Source organism: Nocardioides sp. Soil_C_8 (genome assembly GCF_057656315.1).
In genome coordinates this window covers 1,968,895-1,988,663 of the sequence record NZ_JBDGKQ010000001.1, presented here as the reverse complement: position 1 = coordinate 1,988,663, position 19,769 = coordinate 1,968,895, and the positions used below count along the sequence as shown (strand labels likewise).

Below are 19,769 nucleotides of genomic sequence, written 5' to 3'. Positions count from 1 at the left end.
CCGCTGCGTCACGCGAACCCGCACCCCAGGTGCGGGTTCGTGTGACGTCCGGGGCGGGATGACACCGGATGACATCACCCGAGCGCCAGACTGACATCATGAAGGCGTTGACATGACATCAATGTGATGTCAGAGTGGTGCACATGGACATCACCCCCTACGTCGACAGCCTCCGTCGCGACCTCGTCGCGGCGTCCGAGGCGGGCAGCGACGAGCTGAAGCAGGCCGCCGAGCGCCTGGCCTACGCCCTCGACCCGAGCGCGCGTCTCGCGCTGATGGAGGCCATCTCCCACGCCGCCGCGGAGATCACCGCCGAGCTGCCCGACGGCAGCGTCGACGTCCGGCTGGTCGGTCGCGAGCTGGACTTCGTGGTCGAGGTCGCACCGCCCGCTGCGATGCCCGAGCCGCCCCCGCCGCCCGCACCCCCGGCGCCCCCCGAGGACGAGAGCGGCGACCTCGCCCGCATCACGCTCCGGATCCCGGAGGCGGTCAAGGCGCGGGCCGAGGAGAAGGCGGCCGCGGCCGGGCAGAGCCTCAACACGTGGATGGTCAACGTGGTGCGCAACGCCACCAACGACCACTCCATCAACGTCGACATCGACCTCAGCAGCGTCCCCTTCGTCGGCTACGACCCGTTCGCGGGCAACCGCAAGCAGGGGCAGGGCAAGCGCCGGATGACCGGCTGGCAGTGACCGCCACGACCTGACACCCGGGGCTCGAGCCCCACCACCCATCGCTCCACGGACCGGCGCCGCCGGCCCGGTGGACGAGCACACCCTCAGGAGACCCGATGAGCAACCAGCTGGACCTCACCTTCGACACCCCGGAGCCGATCGGCCTCTACGTCGAGAACGGTCGCGGGACCGTCGACGTGACCGCCACCGACACCGCCGAGACCACCGTCCGCATCACCGGCGACCGCGCCGAGGAGTTCGACGTGCGCGACCTCGGCGACCGCATCGCCATCATCGCCCCCTCGCGCAGCGGCGGGTTCCTCGGCAAGGACCCCCGCGCCGAGATCGTCGTGGAGGTCCCCGTCGACAGCGGCCTGCAGGCCAAGGTGGGCAGCAGCGACGTGACGACCCACGGCCGGTTCGGCGACGTCCGCGTCGACAGCGGCTCCGGCGACGTCGCGCTCGACGTCATCGAGGGCGAGACACTGGTCCAGTCCGGCTCGGGCGACCTGGTCGCCGAGCACCTCCAGGGCGACGCGCGCATCAAGTCCGGCTCGGGCGACGTCGTCGTACGCCGTGCCGAGTCCGCCCTCGTCGTGACGACGGGCAGCGGCGACGTCCGCGTCGAGTCGGCCCGCGACGAGCTCGCGATCAAGACCGGGTCGGGCGACGCCCACGTCCTGTCGATGGGCGGCGAGGCGGTGTTCACCACCGGCTCGGGCGACCTGGTCGTCGCCGAGGTCGCGTCGGGCCGGGTGACGGCCAAGACCGCGAGCGGCGACGTCCGCATCGGCGTCGTGTCCGGTACGCCGGTGTGGACCGACGTCCGCACCGCGAGCGGCCGACTGACCTCGATGCTGCCGAGCACGGGCGAGCCCGCCCCCGACCAGCCCTACCTCGAGGTGCGCGCCACCACGGCGTCCGGCGACGTCACGCTCCACGAGAGCTGACGCGTCCTTCCACCGCGAACCCACGAACCCACGAACCGAAAGGAGCACGGCCATGCACGACTCACTCACCGAGATCGAGCTCATCGCACGCCACCGCATCGCCGAGCGCGTGCGCTACTCCCCCCGCGCGCCCCGCACCGAGCGCCGCTGACCCCCGCGCCGCGCCGCCCGCCGCCGCCCTGTCAGGACTTCATCGCGACGCCGCGACGCCAGTAGCCCATGAAGGCGACCTGGCTGCGGTCGAAACCGAGCTCCTTGACCAGGTGGCGGCGCAGGCCCGTGACGACCTTGGACTCTCCGGCGATCCACGCGTAGGTGCCACCCACGCCCGCCACGTCTCCCGGGACCTCCTCGCCGGACGAGGAGTAGAACGGCGTCTCCCAGAGGTCGGGGTCGACCTCGTCGGGGGCCACGTCGACGTGGGCGCCGGGGATGCCGAGGTGGGCCACCACCGCGTCGTGCAGTCCGGCGCCGAGCTCGTCACCCTCCCGGGCCAGCCACACGACCTCGACGCCCGCCGGACGGCGTACGTCCTGCACGTCGGCGCCGACGGGAACCTCGAGGAAGGCCCTGCCGGTTGCGTCGTCGGGAAGCTGCTCCAGCACGGTGCAGACCGCGGGCACGGCCGTCTCGTCGCCCACGAGGAGCAGCTCGGCGCCCGGCCCCGGCGTGAACTCGATGCCGCCGTAGGGGTAGCCCCGGCGCGGGGCGAGGAGCGCGATGCGGTCGCCGACGCGGGCGCGGGACGCCCACAGCGAGCCGGGCCCCACGAGGTCGCCCTCGAGGTGCAGCACCATGTCGACGACGAAGGTGGTCTCTGCGCCCGAGCCGCGGACGTCGCGGATCGTGTAGGTGCGCATGTGGCCACGCTCGGCCGCGGGGCGCTCCAGCCAGGTGGAGAACCAGGTGTCGTCGGCGCCCTCGGTCGAGGTGATGCCGCCGGTCTCGGGGTCGGGGAGGATCAGCTTGATGCGCTGGTCCCAGCGCGGCCCGTCGACGCCGAACTCGGCGAGGTCCGGGCTGCCGAGCTCGACGCGGACGAAGGTCGGCGACAGCCGCTCGACGGCGACCACCTCGACCTCGGTGAAGATCATGGGCAGGGCGGCCTGGTTCGAGGAGGCGGTCACGGTCATCGGGTCTCCTGGCTGGGGTGGCTGGCAGGGGTGGACGCGTCGGGACGTCGCGGCTGGTGCCGGCCGACGGGCACGACGAGGGGGGTGTGCGAGACCGGGTCGTCGATCACCCGGTTGTCGAGGCCGAACACGGTGCGGACGACGTCCTCGGTGACGACCTCGCGGGGACTGCCCTCGGCGACGATCCGTCCGGTGTGCAGCGCGACGAGGTGGTCGGCGTAGCGGGCGGACAGGTTGAGGTCGTGGAGCACCATGACGATCGTGGTGCCGCGGCGCGCGTTGAGCTCGGCGAGGAGGTCGAGCATCTCGACCTGGTGGGCGACGTCGAGGTAGGTCGTGGGCTCGTCGAGCAGCAGCAGGTCGGTGCCCTGCGCGAGCGCCATCGCGATCCACACCCGCTGGCGCTGGCCGCCGGAGAGCTCGTCGACCACGCGGTCCGCCAGGCCGAGGGTGTCGGTGAGGACGAGTGCCTCGGCGACCGCCTCGTCGTCGGCGCTGGTCCAGCGCCCGAAGGGGCCGTGGTGCGGGTGACGGCCGCGACCCACGAGGTCGGCGACGGTCACGCCCTCGGGCGCGACGGGGTTCTGCGGGAGCAGCCCCAGCGTGCGCGCGACCTGCTTGGTCGGCAGCCGGTGGATCGCCTCGCCGTCGAGCAGCACGGATCCCGAGCGGGGCCGGAGCAGGCGGGCCAGGCCGCGGAGCAGCGTCGACTTGCCGCACGCGTTGGCGCCCACGATGACGGTGATGCGGCCGTGCGGGACCTGCAGGTCGAGGTCGCGCACGACGGCGGTGTCGGTGTAGCCGAGCGTGAGGTCGCTGGCCTCGAGCCGGGCGTGCGGGGTGACGGTGGTGTTGGCGGTGGCGGTCGTTCCGGGGTCCCCGCGGCGTTGTTCGGCGGAGCGAAGCGGGGGAGAAGAACGTCGTGGGGCGGTTCTCATGCCGCCCTCCTTCCACGGTGTCCGGTGAGGGGGCCGCGGGCGAGCAGCCAGAGCAGGAACGGGGCACCGAAGGCGCCGGTGACGACGCCCACGGGCAGGTTGAGGTCGGCGAACGCGTAGGCGCCGGCATAGTCGCCCACCAGCACGATCACGGCGCCGACGAGGCCGGCCGCGGGGAGCGTCGTCCGACCGCGGTTGAGGGCCCGGGCGATGGGTCCGGCCAGGAAGGCGACGAAGGCCACGGGGCCGGCCGCCGCGACGGCGACGGCGACGAGCAGCACACCGAGGAGCATCAGCAGGTCGGTGCGGCCGCGGCCGACGCCGAGGCCGGCGGCGGTGTCGTCACCGAGCTCGGTCGCGCGCAGCGAGCGGGCGGCCCACGCGGTGGCGGGCAGTAGGACGGCCAGGGCGATCGCCAGCAGCCCGATCGCCTGCCACGCGACCCCGTTGACGCTGCCGGTAAGCCAGCGCAGCACCAGCTGGACGTCGTACTCGTCGACGCGGGTGAAGACGTACTGGATGACCGACTGCATGGCGGCGGCGAGGCCGATGCCGGCCAGGACGAGCCGGAAGCCGCCGTGGTCGCCGGCGACGGCGCGCACGGCGATCGCGACGAGGAGCGCACCGAGCACGGCCGCGGCGGAGACCGGCCAGCCGGTCCAGCCGGCGAGGGCGATCACCGAGACGGCCGCGGCGCTGGCTCCGAGGCTGATGCCGATGATGTCGGGGCTCGCGAGCGGGTTGCGCAGGGTGGTCTGGAAGATGGCGCCGCCGACACCGAAGGCCACGCCGACCAGCACGGCGAGCACGGCGCGCGGGAGCTTGGACTCCATCACGATGTAGGTCGCGCCGGGGATCTGCTCGCCGCCGAGGATGCGCACGAAGTCAGGAACCGTGACGGTGAAGTCGCCCAGCAGCACCCGGGCGGCGAAGGCGCCGACCGCCGCCACGACGAGGCCCGCGAGCAGGCGACGGTGGTGGCGCACCGGCGCGCGGCGCGCACGTCGTACGACCTCGAGCGCGTCCGGGGTGGGCGGCTCGGCGGTCACGGGGCGGTCGAGGGTCACGGTCACAACGCCCTCCCGGTGCGACGGATCAGGGCGATGAAGACGGGGACGCCGACGACGGCGGCCATGATGCCGACCTGCACCTCCGACGGCGGCAGCACGATGCGCCCGACCGTGTCGGCGACGACGACGAGGACCGCCCCGCCGAGCATCGAGAACGGGAGCAGGCGGCGGTGGTCGGGGCCGACGAGGGCGCGTACGACGTGGGGCACGACGAGGCCGACGAAGGCGATCGGGCCGGCGAGCGCGGTCGCCGTGCCGGCCAGCAGGACGATCGCGAGGGCGATCACGAGCCGGTCGCGCGTCGTGTGGCGGCCGAGGCCCCGGGCCAGGTCGTCACCGAGCGCGAGGGTGTTGAGCAGGCGCGCACCGGCCAGCGCGAGCAGCACCCCGAGGAGCAGGAACGGGAGGCCGGTCAGCAGCACGTCGGTGCCCCGCCCGGCGACGGTCCCGACCTGCCAGAAGCGGAAGCTCTCCATGGTCTTGCGGTCGGCGAGGAGGAGCCCGGTGGTCCAGCTGGCCAGGCCGGCGCTCAGGGCGGCGCCGGTGATGGCGAGCTTCAGCGGGGTCGCGCCGTCGCGACCAAGGGACGCGATCCCGTGGACGACGACCGCGGCGAGGGCCGCTCCGACGAAGGCCAGCGGGAGGAACTGTCCCATCTCCGCGGCGCCGAAGGCGGTCATCCCGATGACCATCGCGAAGGTCGCCCCGGCGTTGACGCCGAGGATCCCGGGATCGGCCAGCGGGTTGCGGGTGAGCCCCTGCATGAGCGCACCCGCGAGCCCCAGGGCGGCGCCGACGGCGAGGCCGAGGACGGTGCGGTCGAGGCGCGCCTCGACCACGGCGTGCAGGGGGTGGCCGGCGTCCCAGACGGACGCGAGCGGCACCGCTCGCGCCCCCACCAGCAGCGACAGCACGCCGGCACCGGCCAGCGCCACGACCGAGATCGCGACGCTGACCGGCAGGGCGGGACGACGCCGTTGGCCTCCCCCCGGAGCCCTGGCGACGTCGTCCCGCGTCGGGACGAGGGCTGTCATCAGCCCTGGATGGCCTCGACCACGTGAGGCAGGAAGTCGCTCACGATGACCGGGATGGAGAGAGGTGTCGGGTTGGTGGACGCCATGGCGTTCTGCTTGTCGGACTCGGCGTACCAGTGGCCCTCGGCGATCGCAGGGATCTCGCCGAGCAGCTTGTCGTTCTCGATCGTCTCGACGACGTCGGGCGAGTCGACCCAGGTGAGGAACACGTCGGAGTCGAGGTCGGCCGACTTCTCAGCCGACACCGTGCCGTAGAACTCGCCCGGCTTGATCGCGTCGGCGACGGCCGGGGCGTCGACCATGCCGAAGTCGCGCAGGATCGAGACCCGCGGGTCCTCGGGGGCATACATGCCGACGGTCGAGAGGTCGGTGGCGGCGAGGTAGCCGTAGATCAGCTCGGCACCCTGGAGCTCGGGGTTGGCCTCGGCGGCCTCGTCGATCGTGGCCTGGGTGTCGGCCGCGACCTCCTCGGCGAGCGCCGTACGACCGAGCGCCTCACCGATCATCTCGAGCGAGGTCTGCCACGGGGTGGTCCACGGCGCCTCGGGGTAGGCGACGACCGGCGCGATCTTGGAGAGCTTGGCGTACTCCGCCTCGGTGATGCCGGAGTTGGTGGCCAGGATCAGGTCGGGCGCGAGCTCGGCGACCTCGTCGATCGGCGCGCCGTCGGCGTCGTCGTAGCGCACGGGCGCCTCGGCGCCGGCCTCCTCGACGGCGGCGTCGAACCAGTCGGTCGAGCCGCCCTCGTTGCCGCCCCACGTGATCTTGGTGGCGCCGACGGGGACGACACCCAGCGCGAGGGCGTGGTCGTGGTCGGTCCAGCCGAGGGTGGCGACCCGGGTCGGCTCGGACTCGATGGTGGTCTCGCCGAGCGCGTGCTCGATGGTGACCGGGAAGGCGTCGGGGTCGACGGACGTGGTGGACGTCGGCTCCGCCGCGGCCTCCGAGCTGCCGCTGGTGGACCCGGTGCTGCAGCCGGTGAGGGCAGCGACCAGGACGGTGACCGCGGCAAGGGGCGCGGCGAGGCTTCGCTTCATCAGGACTCCGTGTGCTCGGTAAGGCAATGCTAACTTAGGAAAGCCTAACCACACAGCGCCTCAATAAGGCAACGCGGGTGTGCCGTAATCCGGGATGTGGACCACGGGGAGCGGGACGACCGCCTCAGATGGGCGTGCGGTGGAACCCCTGGAACGACCGGCTCGGGGTGGGGCCGCGCTGGCCCTGGTAGCGCGAGCCGTACTTCTCGGAGCCGTAGGGGTGCTCGCTCGGCGAGGAGAGCCGGAAGAAGCAGAACTGCCCGATCTTCATCCCGGGGTAGAGCTTGATCGGCAGCGTCGCGACGTTGGCGAGCTCGAGCGTGACGTGGCCGGAGAATCCGGGGTCGACGAAGCCCGCGGTCGCGTGGGTGAGCAGCCCGAGCCGGCCCAGGGACGACTTCCCCTCCACCCGTGCGGCCACGTCGTCGGGCAGCGAGACGACCTCGTACGTCGACCCGAGCACGAACTCGCCCGGGTGCAGGATGAACGGCTCGTCCCCCTCGGGCTCGACCTCACGGGTCAGCTCGGACTGGTCGGCCGCCGGGTCGATGTGGGGGTAGCGGTGGTTCTCGAAGACCCGGAAGTAGCGGTCGAGCCGGACGTCGATGCTCGAGGGCTGCATCATCTGCGGGTCCCAGGGGTCGAGGGCGATCCGACCGGCGTCGATCTCGGCGGCGATGTCGCGATCAGAGAGCAGCACGTCGCCAACCTAGCGTCCGCGGCCGCTGGTCGAGGAGGGACGGAGTCCCGTCACGAGACCACTTGTCACAATGGAGGAGTGACCTTCCACCGCTACGTCGCCCTCGGCGACTCCTTCACCGAGGGCGTCGGCGACCCCGACCCCGCACGCCCCAACGGCCTGCGCGGCTGGGCCGACCGCGTCGCCGAGGTGCTCGCACAGCAGACCGACGACTTCGGCTACGCCAACCTCGCCATCCGCGGTCGCAAGCTCGGCCCCATCGTCACCGAGCAGGTCGACGCCGCGATCGCGCTCGAGCCCGACCTGGTCACCATCCACGGTGGCGGCAACGACGTGCTCCGCCCGCGCGTCGACATCGACGCCCTCGCCACGACGTACGACGACGCGATCGCGCGGCTCAGCGCGACCGGCGCGCGCGTCGTCATGTTCACCATCTTCGACCCGGGTGCCGGTGGCATCTACGGCCCGATGCGCGGCCGGATGGCGATCTTCAACGAGTGGGTCCGCGAGATCGCCGACCGCCACGGCGCGACCGTCGTCGACATGTGGCGGATGCGCGACATCGAGATCGCCGGCGTGATGGACACCGACCGGATGCACCTCAACAGCTCCGGCCACACGCACATGGCCCACGCCGTCCTCGAGGCCATCGGCGTCGAGCACGGCCTCGAGCCCGTCACCGTCGGGCCGCTCCCCGTGCTCGGGCGCCGCGAGACCTGGGCCGCCAACGCCCAGTGGACCCGCGAGTTCCTGGTGCCCTGGGTGCACCGTCGGCTCACCGGCCGCTCGTCCGGGGACACCGTCTCGCCGAAGCATCCCGCCCTCTCCAGCGTGCGGCCGCCCGTCAGGTAGCATTCCCCCGCCGTCCCCGGACGGCATGCGGATGTAGCTCAGTTGGTAGAGCGCGACCTTCCCAAGGTCGATGTCGCGAGTTCGAGTCTCGTCATCCGCTCCACGTTCCCCGAATGGTTTGTTGCTTCGAGCGCGGCGCGGCGTCGTCGTACCAGCGGTGCGTGAGACACCTTTTCGGCCGCCAGAACGTGTCTCACTCACCGCTCCGCGACCACCCGCGTGACGGATGGGGAACTTGCGACATCTGGGACTGAAGAGGACAGTGAGGCGTCCGTCGTTCTCGGATCGAAGGTCCTTCCCCATGCCTGCACTGCCCCGCTTCCTCACCCGCCGGCTCGCCCATCGCATCGCCGACGAGGACCCTTCGCGCCCGCTGTGGCGCCACCCCGCGACCATCGCCGCCGCGGCCCTCGCCCTCACCCTCGGCGCCGTCCCGCTCCTCCCGGATGGCGGCGACGACGAGCAGGGGGCGATCGCCCCGACGGCGGAGTCGACCAGCGCGCCAGGTGCGGTCGGCCGCGGCGCGGTGACACCCGCGATGCGGGCCGAGATCGACCGCGTGCTGGCCGAGGGTGCTGCGCTCGACCGCGCCGAGGGGCGTACGGCGCTCGCGCAGGCGTCGGTGCGGTGCGCCACCTTCGAGGGCCAGCGCTACTGCCTCGGCTTCGGCTGGACCAACCAGTCGGAAGAGGCGCTCGCCGCCCGGCTCGAGACCCGTCCAGCGGCTCGCTCCGTGGAGCGCACCGGCGACCTGGACGCCGACGGGCTGCTCGCCCGGGCCCGGTCGCGGACGTCGGCCGCTCGCACCGAGGCCGAGCGCACCGAGCTGACGATGGCTGCCCGGTCGGTCGGCAAGGTCTGGATGCTGCGACACGAGATCCAGGGCGTGCCGCTGCCCGACGGCTTCGCCGAGCGCCACCCCGAGGTGACCGCCGGCATCGACGCCCGCGGCGGCTTCGGTGAGTCGTACCCCAAGCGGTCGAAGATCCTCACCAGCAAGGTCGCGCAGGCCCAGAACTCCACCTACTGGTGCGGTCCGGCCACGATGCAGGCGATCGGCTGGGGCGCGCAGGGGAAGCGGAAGAACCAGTCCTACTGGGCCCGCCGTCTCGGCACGACCACTGCCGGCACCGCGATCAGCGACATGGTGCGCGTCGTGAACAACAAGACCGACTACGACGAGGACTCGCACGCCGGGCCCTACGTCGTGCTCGACATCAGCGACTTCAGCTTCAAGCAGTGGTACCGGCTGATGATGCGCCACGTCCACGACTACCAGGCGCCCGTCGTGCTCCACCCCTCGCTGCTCAAGCAGTACTACCCCTACCTCGACGACGACGCGAGCGGTCACTTCCAGGTCGGTCGCGGCTTCGACCAGAACCCGGGCGGCAACCCGCAGCTCGGCTGGTTCGAGCCGTGGGACCAGTCGAAGTTCGACCCCAGCGAGCCGGCGATCGGCCGCGTGCAGTGGCGCAACGCCTACCGCTCCTACCGCGCCAACCTCGCCCACTTCCAGCACAACATCGGGGTCTGACGTGCTCAGGCGTACGACGGCCACGCTGGCGCTGCTGCTCGCGCTCACCGCCTGCGCCGGGACCGACGAGACCGCCCCGGGCGACGGTCCGAGCAGCGCGGAGACGACTTCGGAGGCGTCGACCGACGAGCCCGCAGCCGACGTCCCGAGCGGTGGGCCTGTCGACGACCCGGTCGTGGTCGAGCCCGCGACCGCGGAGCTGGACTGGCAGGACACCGGCGTGGAGGCCGACAGCCGGTACGTCCGAGGACCGGAGTGGGAGGCCCTCGGCGACGCGGCCGACACGACGGTCGAGCTCGCGCGCGACGGGAAGGCCGTCACGGTCGCGGCGGGACGCGGCCGGACGATCTCGGAGGTCCTGATGAGCGAGTCGTGGGCCGTCGTCGTCAAGCAGGACAAGACCGAGACCGAGCCGAGCGAGGTGGCGGTCGTCGACCTCGCGAGCGGCGAGACCGGCGAGGTCGCCACACCACCGGCGGCGAGTGGCGGCTCGTGGGCCCTCACCAGCGGCGACCTCTACTTCCCGACGTACGGCGACGGCGGCGACTACTGCCTGGCCACCGCCGCCCTGGCGGACAGCAACGGCGAGGACGGCTGGTGCGCCCCCGGGCGCAGCGGCTTCTCCGGCCTCACGGCCAGCGAGCACGGCGTCGGGATGATGACCTTCGACGACGCCCGTCCGGTGGCCTGCCGCACCGCCAACCTCCTCGACGACAGCGGTGTGCCCCAGCCGATCGAGGGCCCGGCGGACTGCGCGGCGTGGGACGTCGCGGCGACCGCCGACGGGGCACTGTGGTCCGAGGTGCCCAAGCCTCGGAAGCAGGAGCAGGCGAGATTCCACGCCTCCGCCGACGGCACCTACTTCGACCTCGGGCCGGGCACCACCGGCACCGCCGTCCCCTGCGGCGACTCCGTCTTCTTCGTCCGCGACCCGCAGGGCCCCGACGAGCCCGCACGGCTCATGCGCTGGACGCCCGAGCGCACGCTCGAGGTCGCCTACGAGTCCGCGTCCACCGGCAACGCCTTCCTCGGCGAGCCGGCCTGCGGCGGAGGCACCCTCACCCTGGCGTCGTACGGGGAGAAGGGCGACGAGCACGTCTGGGCTAGCGTCTCCTGACGTGAGCTTCACCGGATTCCCCGTCGCCGCGCTCGACTTCTACGACGACCTCGAGATGGACAACACCAAGTCCTTCTGGGAGGCCCACAAGCACGTCTGGAAGGAGTCGGTCGAGGCGCCGATGAAGGCGTTGATGGCCGAGCTCGAGCCGGAGTTCGGCCCGGCCAAGGTGTTCCGCCCCTACCGCGACGTCCGCTTCGCCAAGGACAAGACGCCCTACAAGACGCACCAGGGCGCATTCGTCGCCGCCGGTCCGCGGACCGGCTGGTACTTCGAGATCTCGCCGCGCGGCACCCGCGTCGGCGCCGGCTTCTACGACGCCGACGGCCCCACCCTCGCCGCGATCCGCGACGCGATGGCCGACGACAAGACCGGCGCCGCCCTCGACCGGCTCCTCGGGCGCCTCGAGAAGGACGGCTTCGAGGTCGGCGGTGAGCAGCTGAAGACGTCGCCCCGCGGCTACGACACCGACCACCCGCGCATCCACCTGCTGCGCCGCAAGCAGCTCTTCGTCGGCCGGTCCTACGGCTTCGAGGCCGACGCGATCGACGCCGGCCTCGCCGACCGGGTGCGGGCCGACTGGAAGTCACTCCGGCCGCTCGTCAGCTGGCTGCGCGCCGTCCCGGCCGACTGAGCCGCTGCCGCGGCACCGGCTGCGGGCGCGCGGAGTTCGACCGCCCGTGACGCGGTGTTCACGCCGGCGTCAGGTGTCCCGACCACGCTGGCGCCATGGCCAAGAGACTGTTCCTGCTCCACGTCGGGCCCGACGCGGTGGACGTGTCGGCGATGTCCGACGCCTTGGCGGTCGGTGGCGTCCGGGTGCCCGACGCCGACGCCGACGTGGTCGCCCGCGCCGGGGTCGAGATCCTCCGCTCGCACCGCGCCGCCGGGCTCCGCCGCAAGGACGTCGAGGGCTCGTGGGCCCGGGTGTGCCGTCGCGCCAGGAAGTCCGGCGCGGACTGCTTCCTCAGCATGCCGGGGTGGTTCGACGCGACGTCGGAGCAGGCGGCACTGGCGATCGACGGGCTCAGCGACTTCCGTGTCGTGGTCGTGGCGACCAGCGGGTTCGCTGCGCCGCCCCGCACCTGGCTGTCCCAGGTGAAGGAGGCGCGCTCGCACGTGCTGCCCGCCCACCTCGGCGACGAGGAGCTCGCCGCGCAGGTCGCGCGCATCGCCCTGATGGAGGAGGAGGCCCGCCTCGACAGGCGCCTCGCCAAGGTGTCCCGGCGACGCCGGATGCTCGACCGGAGGTCGGCCGCCTGACGCCTGACGCCTGACGCCTGGCGTCAGTGCGGCTGCCAGGCGTCGTCGTCCTCGGTGAGGGCCGCGACGGCCTGCGGCAGCGTGCCGTCGGCCAGCTGCTGGATGGTCACCTGCTCGAAGACCATCCGGAGCGAGTGGCGGGCCGCGATCCAGACGTGCTGCAGGACCTGGGCGCTGTCGTCGTACTCCACCGCCTCGGGACGCAGGCCGTAGACCGACACGAGCGGCCCGTCGACCGCGCGGATCACGTCGGCCACCGTCACCGACTCCGGCTTGCGCGCGAAGCGCCAGCCGCCCGACTGACCGCGCTGCGACACGACGATGTCGGCGCGGCGGAGGTCGGCGAGGATCGCCTGGAGGAACCCGTGCGGGATCCCCTGCGCCTTGCCGAGCTGCTCGGCGCTGACCGCGGTCCCGTCGGTGCGCACTGCGATCTCGATGAGGGCCCGCAGGGCGTAGTCGGCTTTGGCGGAGACGCGCATATGGCCAGTTTGTCAGATATGTCGGCAGAGTCAGTGCCCTTGGTCGACACGAGCCCGCGCGACCGTACGCCGGCGCCCGCAGGTGCGGTGCGCCGGCGTACGCCGACAGGGATGCGGGTGGGTCAGGCGGTGACCGGCTCCAGCTCCGGCTCGTCGGTGCGCGAGGCCTTCGACAGTCGCTCCTGCTTGACGGCCCAGACGATGCCGGAGACCCAGAGCACGAAGATCACCGCGGCGGCGACGGCGACGCCGACACCCGGGGCGCCGACGGCCTCGAGCAGCGTCTTGGAGTTGGTCAGGATGATCAGGCCGCCTGCGGCCACACCGAGGACGCGGGCAGCGAGGTGCTTGACGAGCCAGGCAGCGATCGGAGCGGCGATGACGCCACCGGCCAGCAGGGCGCCGGCGTAGCCCCAGTTGATGCCTGCGGAGCCGAGTCCGAAGAGGAAGCCGAGCGAGGCGCCGACGGCCACGACGAACTCGGAGGTGTCGATCGAGCCGACGACCTTGCGCGGCTCGAGCCGACCGCTGGAGAGCAGCGACGTGGTGCCGACGGGACCCCAGCCGCCGCCACCGACGGCGTCGAGCGTGCCCGCGACGAGGCCCATCGGGGCGAGGAACATCGCGGAGGGGTGGCCCTTGAAGGTCGGGCGCTGGCCACCGAGGCGGAGGAAGCGGTAGACGACGTAGAAGCCGAGGCTGAGCAGGATCACGGCGACGACCGGCTTGGCGACCGCGGCGTCCATGTTGGACAGCAGGGTCGCGCCGACGAAGGCGCCGACGAACCCCGGCACCGCGAGGATCGAGACGGTGCGCCAGTCGACGTTGCCGAACTTGTGGTGCGAGGCGCCGGAGACCAGCGAGGTGCCGAGCTCGGAGAAGTGGACGGCTGCCGAGGCGGCGGCGGGAGCGACCCCGGCTGCCAGCAGCAGCGTCGAGGAGGTCACGCCATAGGCCATGCCCAGGGAGCCGTCGATGAGCTGGGCGATGAGTCCCACCACACCGAGAACGATGAGCTTGCGCATGTTGCGGGGTCCTTCCGGGACTGAGCTGCGAGCGAGTAGTCATGCGACTGACGTATGTCAGGTGAAAGAGTAGACATACATTGAGTGATAGACAAAACCGATCTAGCCCACGGCGTGTCCTTTCGCGCGATCACCCGGCGCCGACGTACGCGAATCCCCCGGCAGGCACGTCTTTCCGGCGTTCGTGTTGCGCGGAGCGGAGTTGCGAGGCATCCTTTAGTTACCGGCGAGTAGAACTACTCAGTAGTGCTCGCCCCGAGACCGCAGACCGCAGACCGCACACGGAACAGGTGGAAGCTGTGAGCCACTACAAGACCAACCTCCGCGACATCGAGTTCAACCTCTTCGAGGTGCTCGGCCGCGACGCCGTGCTCGGCACCGGGCCCTTCGGCGAGGTCGACGGCGAGAGCGCGCGCGAGATCCTCCGCGAGGTCGAGCGCCTCTCCCGCGAGGACCTGGCCGCCTCCTACGAGGACAGCGACCGCAACCCGCCCGTCTTCGACCCGGCCACGCACACCGCTCCGGTTCCGGAGTCGTTCAAGCAGAGCTACCAGGCCTGGATGGACTCCGAGTTCTGGCGCCTCCAGGTCTTCGAGGAGATGGGCGGCACCCCCGCCCCGTCGTCGCTCATCTGGGCGCTCGGCGAGATGGTCCTCGGCGCCAACGCCCCGGTGTGGATGTACGCCGCCGGCCCGGCGTTCGCCAACGTCGTCCACCGCAACGGCAACGAGCGCGACAAGGCGGTCGCGCAGCACATGGTCGACCGCCAGTGGGGCTGCACCATGGTCCTCACCGAGCCCGACGCCGGCTCCGACGTCGGCGCGGGCCGCGCGAAGGCCGTTCCCAACGAGGACGGTTCGTGGAACATCACCGGCGTCAAGCGCTTCATCACCAGCGCCACCCACGACATGAGCGAGAACATCATGCACCTCGTCCTCGCGCGCCCCGAGGGCGTCGAGGGCGCCGGTGGCCCCGGCACCAAGGGGCTCTCGCTGTTCTGGATGCCGGAGCACCACTTCGACCTCGAGACCGGCGAGCTGACCGGCGAGCGCAACGGCGTCTACGTCACCAACGTCGAGCACAAGATGGGCATCAAGGTCTCCAACACCTGCGAGGTCACCTTCGGCGACCCGCAGGTCGGCGGCGGCGAGCCGGCCAAGGGCTGGCTGCTCGGCGAGGTGCACAACGGCATCGCCCAGATGTTCCAGGTCATCGAGAACGCCCGGATGATGGTCGGCACCAAGGCGATCGCCACCCTCTCGACCGGCTACCTCAACGCCCTCGACTACGCCAAGGAGCGGGTCCAGGGCGCCGACCTCACCCAGGCGGCCGACAAGACGGCGCCGCGTGTGACGATCACCCACCACCCCGACGTCCGTCGCTCGCTGATGACCCAGAAGTCGTTCGCCGAGGCGATGCGCGCGCTGGTGCTCTACACCGCGACGTGGCAGGACCAGGTGATGATCGCCGAGCACGAGGGCACCGCCGACTCCGACGAGGCCCGCCTCGCCGCCGCGGTCAACGACCTTCTGCTCCCGATCGTGAAGGGCTACGGCTCGGAGCGCTCGTGGGTCCTGCTCGGCACCGAGTCGCTGCAGACCTTCGGCGGCTCCGGCTTCCTGCAGGAGTACCCGATCGAGCAGTACGTCCGCGACGCCAAGATCGACACCCTCTACGAGGGCACGACCGCGATCCAGGGCCAGGACTTCTTCTTCCGCAAGATCGTCAAGGACCAGGGCCGCGCGCTCGGTCACCTCGCCAAGGAGATCGAGGGCTTCATCGCCTCCGAGGCCGGGAACGGTCGGCTGAAGAACGAGCGGGCGCTGCTCGCGACCGCCCTCGAGGACGCCAACGCCGTCGTCGGCCACATGATCAACGACCTCATGTCGTCGGCAGACGAGCTGCGCAACATCTACAAGGTGGGCCTCAACACCTCCCGCCTGCTGATGGTGCTCGGCGACGTCGTCTGCGCCTGGCTGCTCCTGCGCCAGGCCGAGGTGGCGCTGCAGAAGCTGGCCGGCGAGGTGTCGGACAAGGACAAGGCGTTCTACGAGGGCAAGGTCCTCGCCGCCCAGTTCTTCGCCCAGACCAACCTGCCGAAGATCGGCGCCGAGCGCGCCATCGCCGAGGCCACCACCCTCGACCTGATGGACCTCGACGAGTCGTCCTTCTAGTCGAGTCGGCGCGTCTGCACGCGCCATCAGCGCCGAGTCGGCGCGTCTGCACGTTCTTCGCGTGCAGATGCGCCGACTCGACCTGTTTCTGGCGGGCAGATGCGCCGACTCGATGACAGGTGTCACGGGGAGGTCGTGACACTTCGGCGAGGGACCTGGGTCGGTACGACGACACGCTGGTCGCATGACGATTCCCGCCATCCACGCGACCGGGCTGCGCAAGGCCTTCCGCTCGACCGACGGCACCCCCGTGGTCGCGGTCGACGACGTCGACCTGACAGTCCAGCCGGGTGAGATCGTGGCGTTCCTGGGGCCGAACGGAGCCGGCAAGACCACGACGGTCGACATGCTGCTCGGCCTCACGACGCCCGATGCAGGGACCATCGAGGTCTACGGCACCTCACCCGCCGACGCCGTACGGCAGGGGCGGGTGTCCGCGGTCATGCAGACGGGTGGCCTGCTCAACGACTTCACCGTCGGTGAGACCGTGCGCGCGATCGCTGCGCTGCACGGCCGGTCCGACCGGGTCGAGGTGGTGCTCGACCGGGCGCACCTCACCGACCTCGCCGGACGCCGCGTCGAGGCCTGCTCGGGCGGCGAGCAGCAGCGGCTGAAGTTCGCGCTCGCCCTGCTGTCCGACCCCGACCTGGTCGTCCTCGACGAGCCGACCACCGGCATGGACGTCGGCGCCCGGCAGGAGTTCTGGCGCGCGATGCGCGAGGACGCCGCCCTCGGCCGCACGATCGTCTTCGCCACCCACTACCTCGCCGAGGCCGACGAGTTCGCCGAGCGCACCGTCCTGATGAACCACGGCCGCATCGTCCACGACGCCGCGACCACCGACGTGCGGGCGGCGTACGGCGGTCGGACCCTCACCTTCCGGCCGCCTGCCGCCGTCGTCGGCACGGACGGCATCGACGCCGACTGGCTCGCCCGGGTGCGTGGCGCCCTCGAGCCCCTGGGCGTCACCGACGTCGAGGTCTCCGCCGCGAGCCTCGAGGCCGCCTTCCTCGCCCTCACCGCAGACACCGAACCGATCGGAGCCGCACGATGACCGCCCTGACCGCCCGGACGACCGCCGGCACGACGCGCACCGCGGACGGCGTGCGCACCACTCCCCGGCCGGACGTGCTCACCTACGCGCGCCTCGACCTGCGGCGCCAGCTGCGCGACCGCATCGGCATGTTCTTCGTCGTCGGCCTGCCGACCTTCATGTACCTCGTCTTCGGGATCGGGTCCGACGACCCCGTCGGCAGCGGCAACGTCGGGATGTACGTGATGATCTCGATGGCCGCCTACGGCGCCGTCACCGCGACGACCAGCGTCGCCGGCAGCGCCGCGACCGAGCAGGTGATGGGCTGGGGTCGCCAGCTCGGGCTCACCCCCATGCGGCCGATCGCCTTCGTGGCCGCCAAGGCGGCCGTCGCGATGGCGGTGGCGGCGGTGCCGGTGGTGGCGATCTTCGCGATCGGCGCGGCCACCGGCGCGCGGGGCGACTGGTCGGACTGGGTGCTGTCCGGCGCCCTGGTCTGGCTGTGCTCGGCCTCCTTCGCGGTCTACGGCCTGGCGGTCTGCCTGGTCTTCCGCGGCAGCAACGCGGCCGGCATCGCGTCGGGGATGATCGTGGTGCTCGCCTTCCTCGGCAACGTCTTCACGCCGATGAGCGGCTTCATGCTCGACCTGGGCCGCTTCACGCCGCTCTACGGCTACGTCGCGCTGGCCCGCTTCCCGCTCACCGACGGGTGGCTGCCGGTGGGTGGTCGCGACCCGTTGTGGCTGCCGGTCGCTAACGTGCTCGCGTGGACGGTGATCTTCGGCCTGGTGGCGCTGTGGGGCGTACGCCGGAGCCGGGCGCGCACGTGACCGCCGTCGGCGGCAGGCAGCCGCTGCCCGACAACCCCTGGGAGAAGTGGGGGTGGGCCTTCGCCGCCATCTGGCTGGTCTTCCTCGCCTTCCCGGTCATCGCGGTCGTCGACTCGGACGCCGGGACGCCGGCGAAGGTGGTCGCCCTGCTCTGCATCGCCGGGTTCGCGGTGGCCAACGTGCTGGGCTACTCCTCCCGGCTCAGCCCGTGGTGGGCCCTGGGCCTGATGGTCGTGCTGGCGCTCGCAACGGCTCCGGTGATCGGGATCGGGATCATCTCCTTCACGCCCTACCTCGCGATCCTCTCGGCGCTCGAGCTGCCGGCGCCGTGGTGGAAGTGGGCCGTCGGGCTCTGGGCGGCCTTTCCCCTGCTGTCGCTGCTGGACATCGACGGCTTCCCGACCTTCTTCTTCCTCATGCTGTGGCCGGTGATGATCGGTGGCGTCATGCTGCGGCTCTTCGGGGAGCGCGAGCACGTCGCCAACACCGCGCTCCGCGAGCACGCCGTCGTCATCGAGCGCGAGCGCGTGGCGCGCGACGTGCACGACGTGCTCGGGCACTCGCTCACCGCCCTGTCGGTCAAGGCCGAGCTGGCCGCGCGGCTCATCGACATCGACCCCGAGCGTGCCAAGCAGGAGCTCGAGTCGATCCAGGCGACCGCCCGCCAGGCGCTCGCCGAGGTGCGGGCGACGGTCGGCGGGCTCCGCGCCGGCAACCTGGAGGCCGAGCTGGCCGCCGCGCCGCGGGTGCTGGCGGACGCCGGCATCACCACGACCGTCGAGGGGTCCGTCGCCGACACCGACCCACGCCACCGGGCGCTGCTGGCCTGGGTGCTGCGCGAGTCGGTCACCAACGTCGTACGCCACGCGCAGGCGCGGTCGGTGCTCATCGAGCTCGGCCCCGGCGGCATCGTCGTGACCGACGACGGCGGGGGCTGCGACGGGGTGGAGGGCAACGGCCTGCGCGGGATGCGCGAGCGGGTCACCGGCGCCGGAGGCACCCTCAGCGTCGGTCCGGCGACACCCGGCACCCGGGTGGAGGTGGCACTGCCGTGATCAGGCTGCTGCTCGCCGACGACCAGGCCCTCGTGCGCGGTGCCCTCGCCGCCCTGCTCGACCTCGAGTCCGACCTCGAGGTCGTGGCGCAGGTCGGCCGTGGCGACGAGGTGGTCGACGCCGCCCGCGCCTCGGGGGCCGAGGTCTGCCTGCTCGACATCGAGATGCCCGGGATGAACGGCATCGACGCCGCCGCGGCCGTGCGCCGTGAGCTGCCGGGGGTGCGGTCGCTGGTCGTCACGACCTTCGGCCGGCCCGGCTACGTCCGCCGCGCGATCGAGGCGGGCGCCTCGGGCTTCGTCGTCAAGGACACCCCGGCACGCCAGCTCGCCGACGCCGTACGACGCGTCCATGCCGGCCTGCGCGTCATCGACCCAGACCTCGCCGCGGAGTCGCTGGTCGACGGGCCGAGCCCGCTCACCGGCCGCGAGCGCGAGCTGCTGACCCACGCGCTCGACGGCTCACCGGTGTCCGCCATCGCCGCGCGCGTGCACCTCTCGGAGGGAACGGTGCGCAACCACCTCTCGGCCGCGATCGGCAAGACCGGCGCCACCACGCGCAGCGAGGCGGCCCGCATCGCTCAGGAGCGCGGCTGGCTATAGGTCGCGGCGCTCCTCCACGTGGGTGGTCCTCGACCGCTGGTTGTTCATCACGAGGCCGAGCACGAGCGCGAGGACGCCGGCGATCACCAGGATCCAGCCCACCGTGGTCGGGTCGACGACCTCCTGCAGCGAGTCGGGGAACTCCTTGACCGCGAAGAGCAGGATCAGGCCGAGGACGAGCAGGAGGATGCCGAGTCCGATTCCCATGACGACTCCTTCGTGTGGGGGATGCGGCCGCCGAGGTCGACGGGTGTCCCCGCAGCGTA

General features: G+C 72.0%; 21 protein-coding genes and 1 tRNA gene. 13 read left to right on the top strand and 9 right to left on the bottom strand.

Annotated elements, in window-relative coordinates:
* Positions 1–143 precede the first annotated feature (143 nt).
* Together AC3A3L_RS09690 and AC3A3L_RS09685 are read left to right on the top strand one after the other, a co-directional pair.
* Positions 144–692 carry a toxin-antitoxin system HicB family antitoxin gene (locus AC3A3L_RS09690; RefSeq protein WP_487639789.1) on the top strand — a complete coding sequence of 183 codons (549 nt, stop codon included), beginning with the start codon at positions 144–146 and terminating at the stop codon, positions 690–692.
* 98 nt (positions 693–790) lie between these two features.
* Positions 791–1,624 (top strand): DUF4097 family beta strand repeat-containing protein, encoded by an 834-nt coding sequence (locus tag AC3A3L_RS09685; RefSeq protein WP_487639788.1) that lies wholly within the window; start codon positions 791–793, stop codon positions 1,622–1,624.
* A gap of 182 nt (positions 1,625–1,806) precedes the next feature.
* On the opposite strand, the gene AC3A3L_RS09680 is transcribed toward AC3A3L_RS09685, so the two are convergent.
* The 6 genes from AC3A3L_RS09680 to dcd all read right to left on the bottom strand — a co-directional run bounded on the left by AC3A3L_RS09680 (position 1,807) and on the right by dcd (position 7,536).
* Positions 1,807–2,757, bottom strand: coding sequence for a siderophore-interacting protein (locus tag AC3A3L_RS09680; RefSeq protein ID WP_487639787.1), 951 nt, complete (start codon positions 2,755–2,757; stop codon positions 1,807–1,809).
* Positions 2,754–3,695 (bottom strand): ABC transporter ATP-binding protein, encoded by a 942-nt coding sequence (locus AC3A3L_RS09675; RefSeq protein WP_487639786.1) that lies wholly within the window; start codon positions 3,693–3,695, stop codon positions 2,754–2,756. Before AC3A3L_RS09675 ends, AC3A3L_RS09680 begins: the two co-directional genes overlap by 4 nt.
* Entirely contained in the window at positions 3,692–4,768 is a 1,077-nt protein-coding gene (locus AC3A3L_RS09670) for a FecCD family ABC transporter permease (protein WP_487639785.1), read from the bottom strand. The genes AC3A3L_RS09675 and AC3A3L_RS09670 overlap by 4 nt, the downstream gene beginning before the upstream one ends.
* Entirely contained in the window at positions 4,765–5,799 is a 1,035-nt protein-coding gene (locus AC3A3L_RS09665; RefSeq protein ID WP_487639784.1) for a FecCD family ABC transporter permease, read from the bottom strand. The genes AC3A3L_RS09670 and AC3A3L_RS09665 overlap by 4 nt, the downstream gene beginning before the upstream one ends.
* Complete coding sequence (locus AC3A3L_RS09660; RefSeq protein ID WP_487639783.1) at positions 5,799–6,836, bottom strand: iron-siderophore ABC transporter substrate-binding protein; 1,038 nt, start codon at positions 6,834–6,836, stop codon at positions 5,799–5,801. Before AC3A3L_RS09660 ends, AC3A3L_RS09665 begins: the two co-directional genes overlap by 1 nt.
* Before the next feature lie 124 nt (positions 6,837–6,960).
* Positions 6,961–7,536: a dCTP deaminase gene (gene dcd / locus AC3A3L_RS09655; protein WP_487639782.1), complete on the bottom strand. Its 576-nt coding sequence runs from the start codon at positions 7,534–7,536 to the stop codon at positions 6,961–6,963.
* Between the two features lie 78 nt (positions 7,537–7,614).
* Between dcd and AC3A3L_RS09650 the strand changes: the two genes are divergently transcribed.
* The 6 genes from AC3A3L_RS09650 to AC3A3L_RS09625 all read left to right on the top strand — a co-directional run bounded on the left by AC3A3L_RS09650 (position 7,615) and on the right by AC3A3L_RS09625 (position 12,302).
* Positions 7,615–8,388 (top strand): SGNH/GDSL hydrolase family protein, encoded by a 774-nt coding sequence (locus AC3A3L_RS09650; RefSeq protein ID WP_487639781.1) that lies wholly within the window; start codon positions 7,615–7,617, stop codon positions 8,386–8,388.
* A 27-nt stretch (positions 8,389–8,415) separates the two neighbouring features.
* A tRNA-Gly gene (locus AC3A3L_RS09645) sits at positions 8,416–8,491 on the top strand.
* 198 nt (positions 8,492–8,689) lie between these two features.
* Complete coding sequence (locus AC3A3L_RS09640; RefSeq protein ID WP_487639780.1) at positions 8,690–9,922, top strand: C39 family peptidase; 1,233 nt, start codon at positions 8,690–8,692, stop codon at positions 9,920–9,922.
* 1 nt (position 9,923) lies between these two features.
* Positions 9,924–11,039, top strand: a complete 1,116-nt coding sequence (locus AC3A3L_RS09635) for a hypothetical protein (protein ID WP_487639779.1) — start codon at positions 9,924–9,926, stop codon at positions 11,037–11,039.
* A 1-nt stretch (position 11,040) separates the two neighbouring features.
* Positions 11,041–11,673: a DUF2461 domain-containing protein gene (locus AC3A3L_RS09630; protein ID WP_487639778.1), complete on the top strand. Its 633-nt coding sequence runs from the start codon at positions 11,041–11,043 to the stop codon at positions 11,671–11,673.
* 95 nt (positions 11,674–11,768) lie between these two features.
* Positions 11,769–12,302, top strand: a complete 534-nt coding sequence (locus AC3A3L_RS09625) for a hypothetical protein (protein ID WP_487639777.1) — start codon at positions 11,769–11,771, stop codon at positions 12,300–12,302.
* 23 nt (positions 12,303–12,325) lie between these two features.
* Here the strand turns inward: AC3A3L_RS09625 and AC3A3L_RS09620 are convergent, their stop codons facing one another.
* Entirely contained in the window at positions 12,326–12,784 is a 459-nt protein-coding gene (locus AC3A3L_RS09620; protein WP_268113433.1) for an RrF2 family transcriptional regulator, read from the bottom strand.
* Positions 12,785–12,906: 122 nt separating this feature from the next.
* A complete protein-coding gene (locus AC3A3L_RS09615; protein WP_487639776.1) occupies positions 12,907–13,809 on the bottom strand; it encodes a sulfite exporter TauE/SafE family protein in 903 nt (300 codons plus the stop codon).
* A 299-nt stretch (positions 13,810–14,108) separates the two neighbouring features.
* On the opposite strand from AC3A3L_RS09615, the gene AC3A3L_RS09610 reads away from it, so the two are divergent.
* The 5 genes from AC3A3L_RS09610 to AC3A3L_RS09590 all read left to right on the top strand — a co-directional run bounded on the left by AC3A3L_RS09610 (position 14,109) and on the right by AC3A3L_RS09590 (position 19,503).
* Complete coding sequence (locus AC3A3L_RS09610) at positions 14,109–15,983, top strand: acyl-CoA dehydrogenase (RefSeq protein ID WP_487639775.1); 1,875 nt, start codon at positions 14,109–14,111, stop codon at positions 15,981–15,983.
* A 184-nt stretch (positions 15,984–16,167) separates the two neighbouring features.
* Positions 16,168–17,037: an ABC transporter ATP-binding protein gene (locus AC3A3L_RS09605; protein WP_487639774.1), complete on the top strand. Its 870-nt coding sequence runs from the start codon at positions 16,168–16,170 to the stop codon at positions 17,035–17,037.
* Positions 17,034–17,846, top strand: coding sequence for an ABC transporter permease (locus AC3A3L_RS09600; RefSeq protein ID WP_487639773.1), 813 nt, complete (start codon positions 17,034–17,036; stop codon positions 17,844–17,846). The genes AC3A3L_RS09605 and AC3A3L_RS09600 overlap by 4 nt, the downstream gene beginning before the upstream one ends.
* Positions 17,843–18,901: a sensor histidine kinase gene (locus AC3A3L_RS09595; protein WP_487639772.1), complete on the top strand. Its 1,059-nt coding sequence runs from the start codon at positions 17,843–17,845 to the stop codon at positions 18,899–18,901. The genes AC3A3L_RS09600 and AC3A3L_RS09595 overlap by 4 nt, the downstream gene beginning before the upstream one ends.
* Entirely contained in the window at positions 18,898–19,503 is a 606-nt protein-coding gene (locus AC3A3L_RS09590; protein ID WP_487639771.1) for a response regulator, read from the top strand. The genes AC3A3L_RS09595 and AC3A3L_RS09590 overlap by 4 nt, the downstream gene beginning before the upstream one ends.
* Here the strand turns inward: AC3A3L_RS09590 and AC3A3L_RS09585 are convergent.
* Positions 19,498–19,710, bottom strand: a complete 213-nt coding sequence (locus AC3A3L_RS09585) for a DUF6458 family protein (RefSeq protein WP_487639770.1) — start codon at positions 19,708–19,710, stop codon at positions 19,498–19,500. The genes AC3A3L_RS09590 and AC3A3L_RS09585 overlap by 6 nt on opposite strands.
* Positions 19,711–19,769 lie beyond the last annotated feature (59 nt).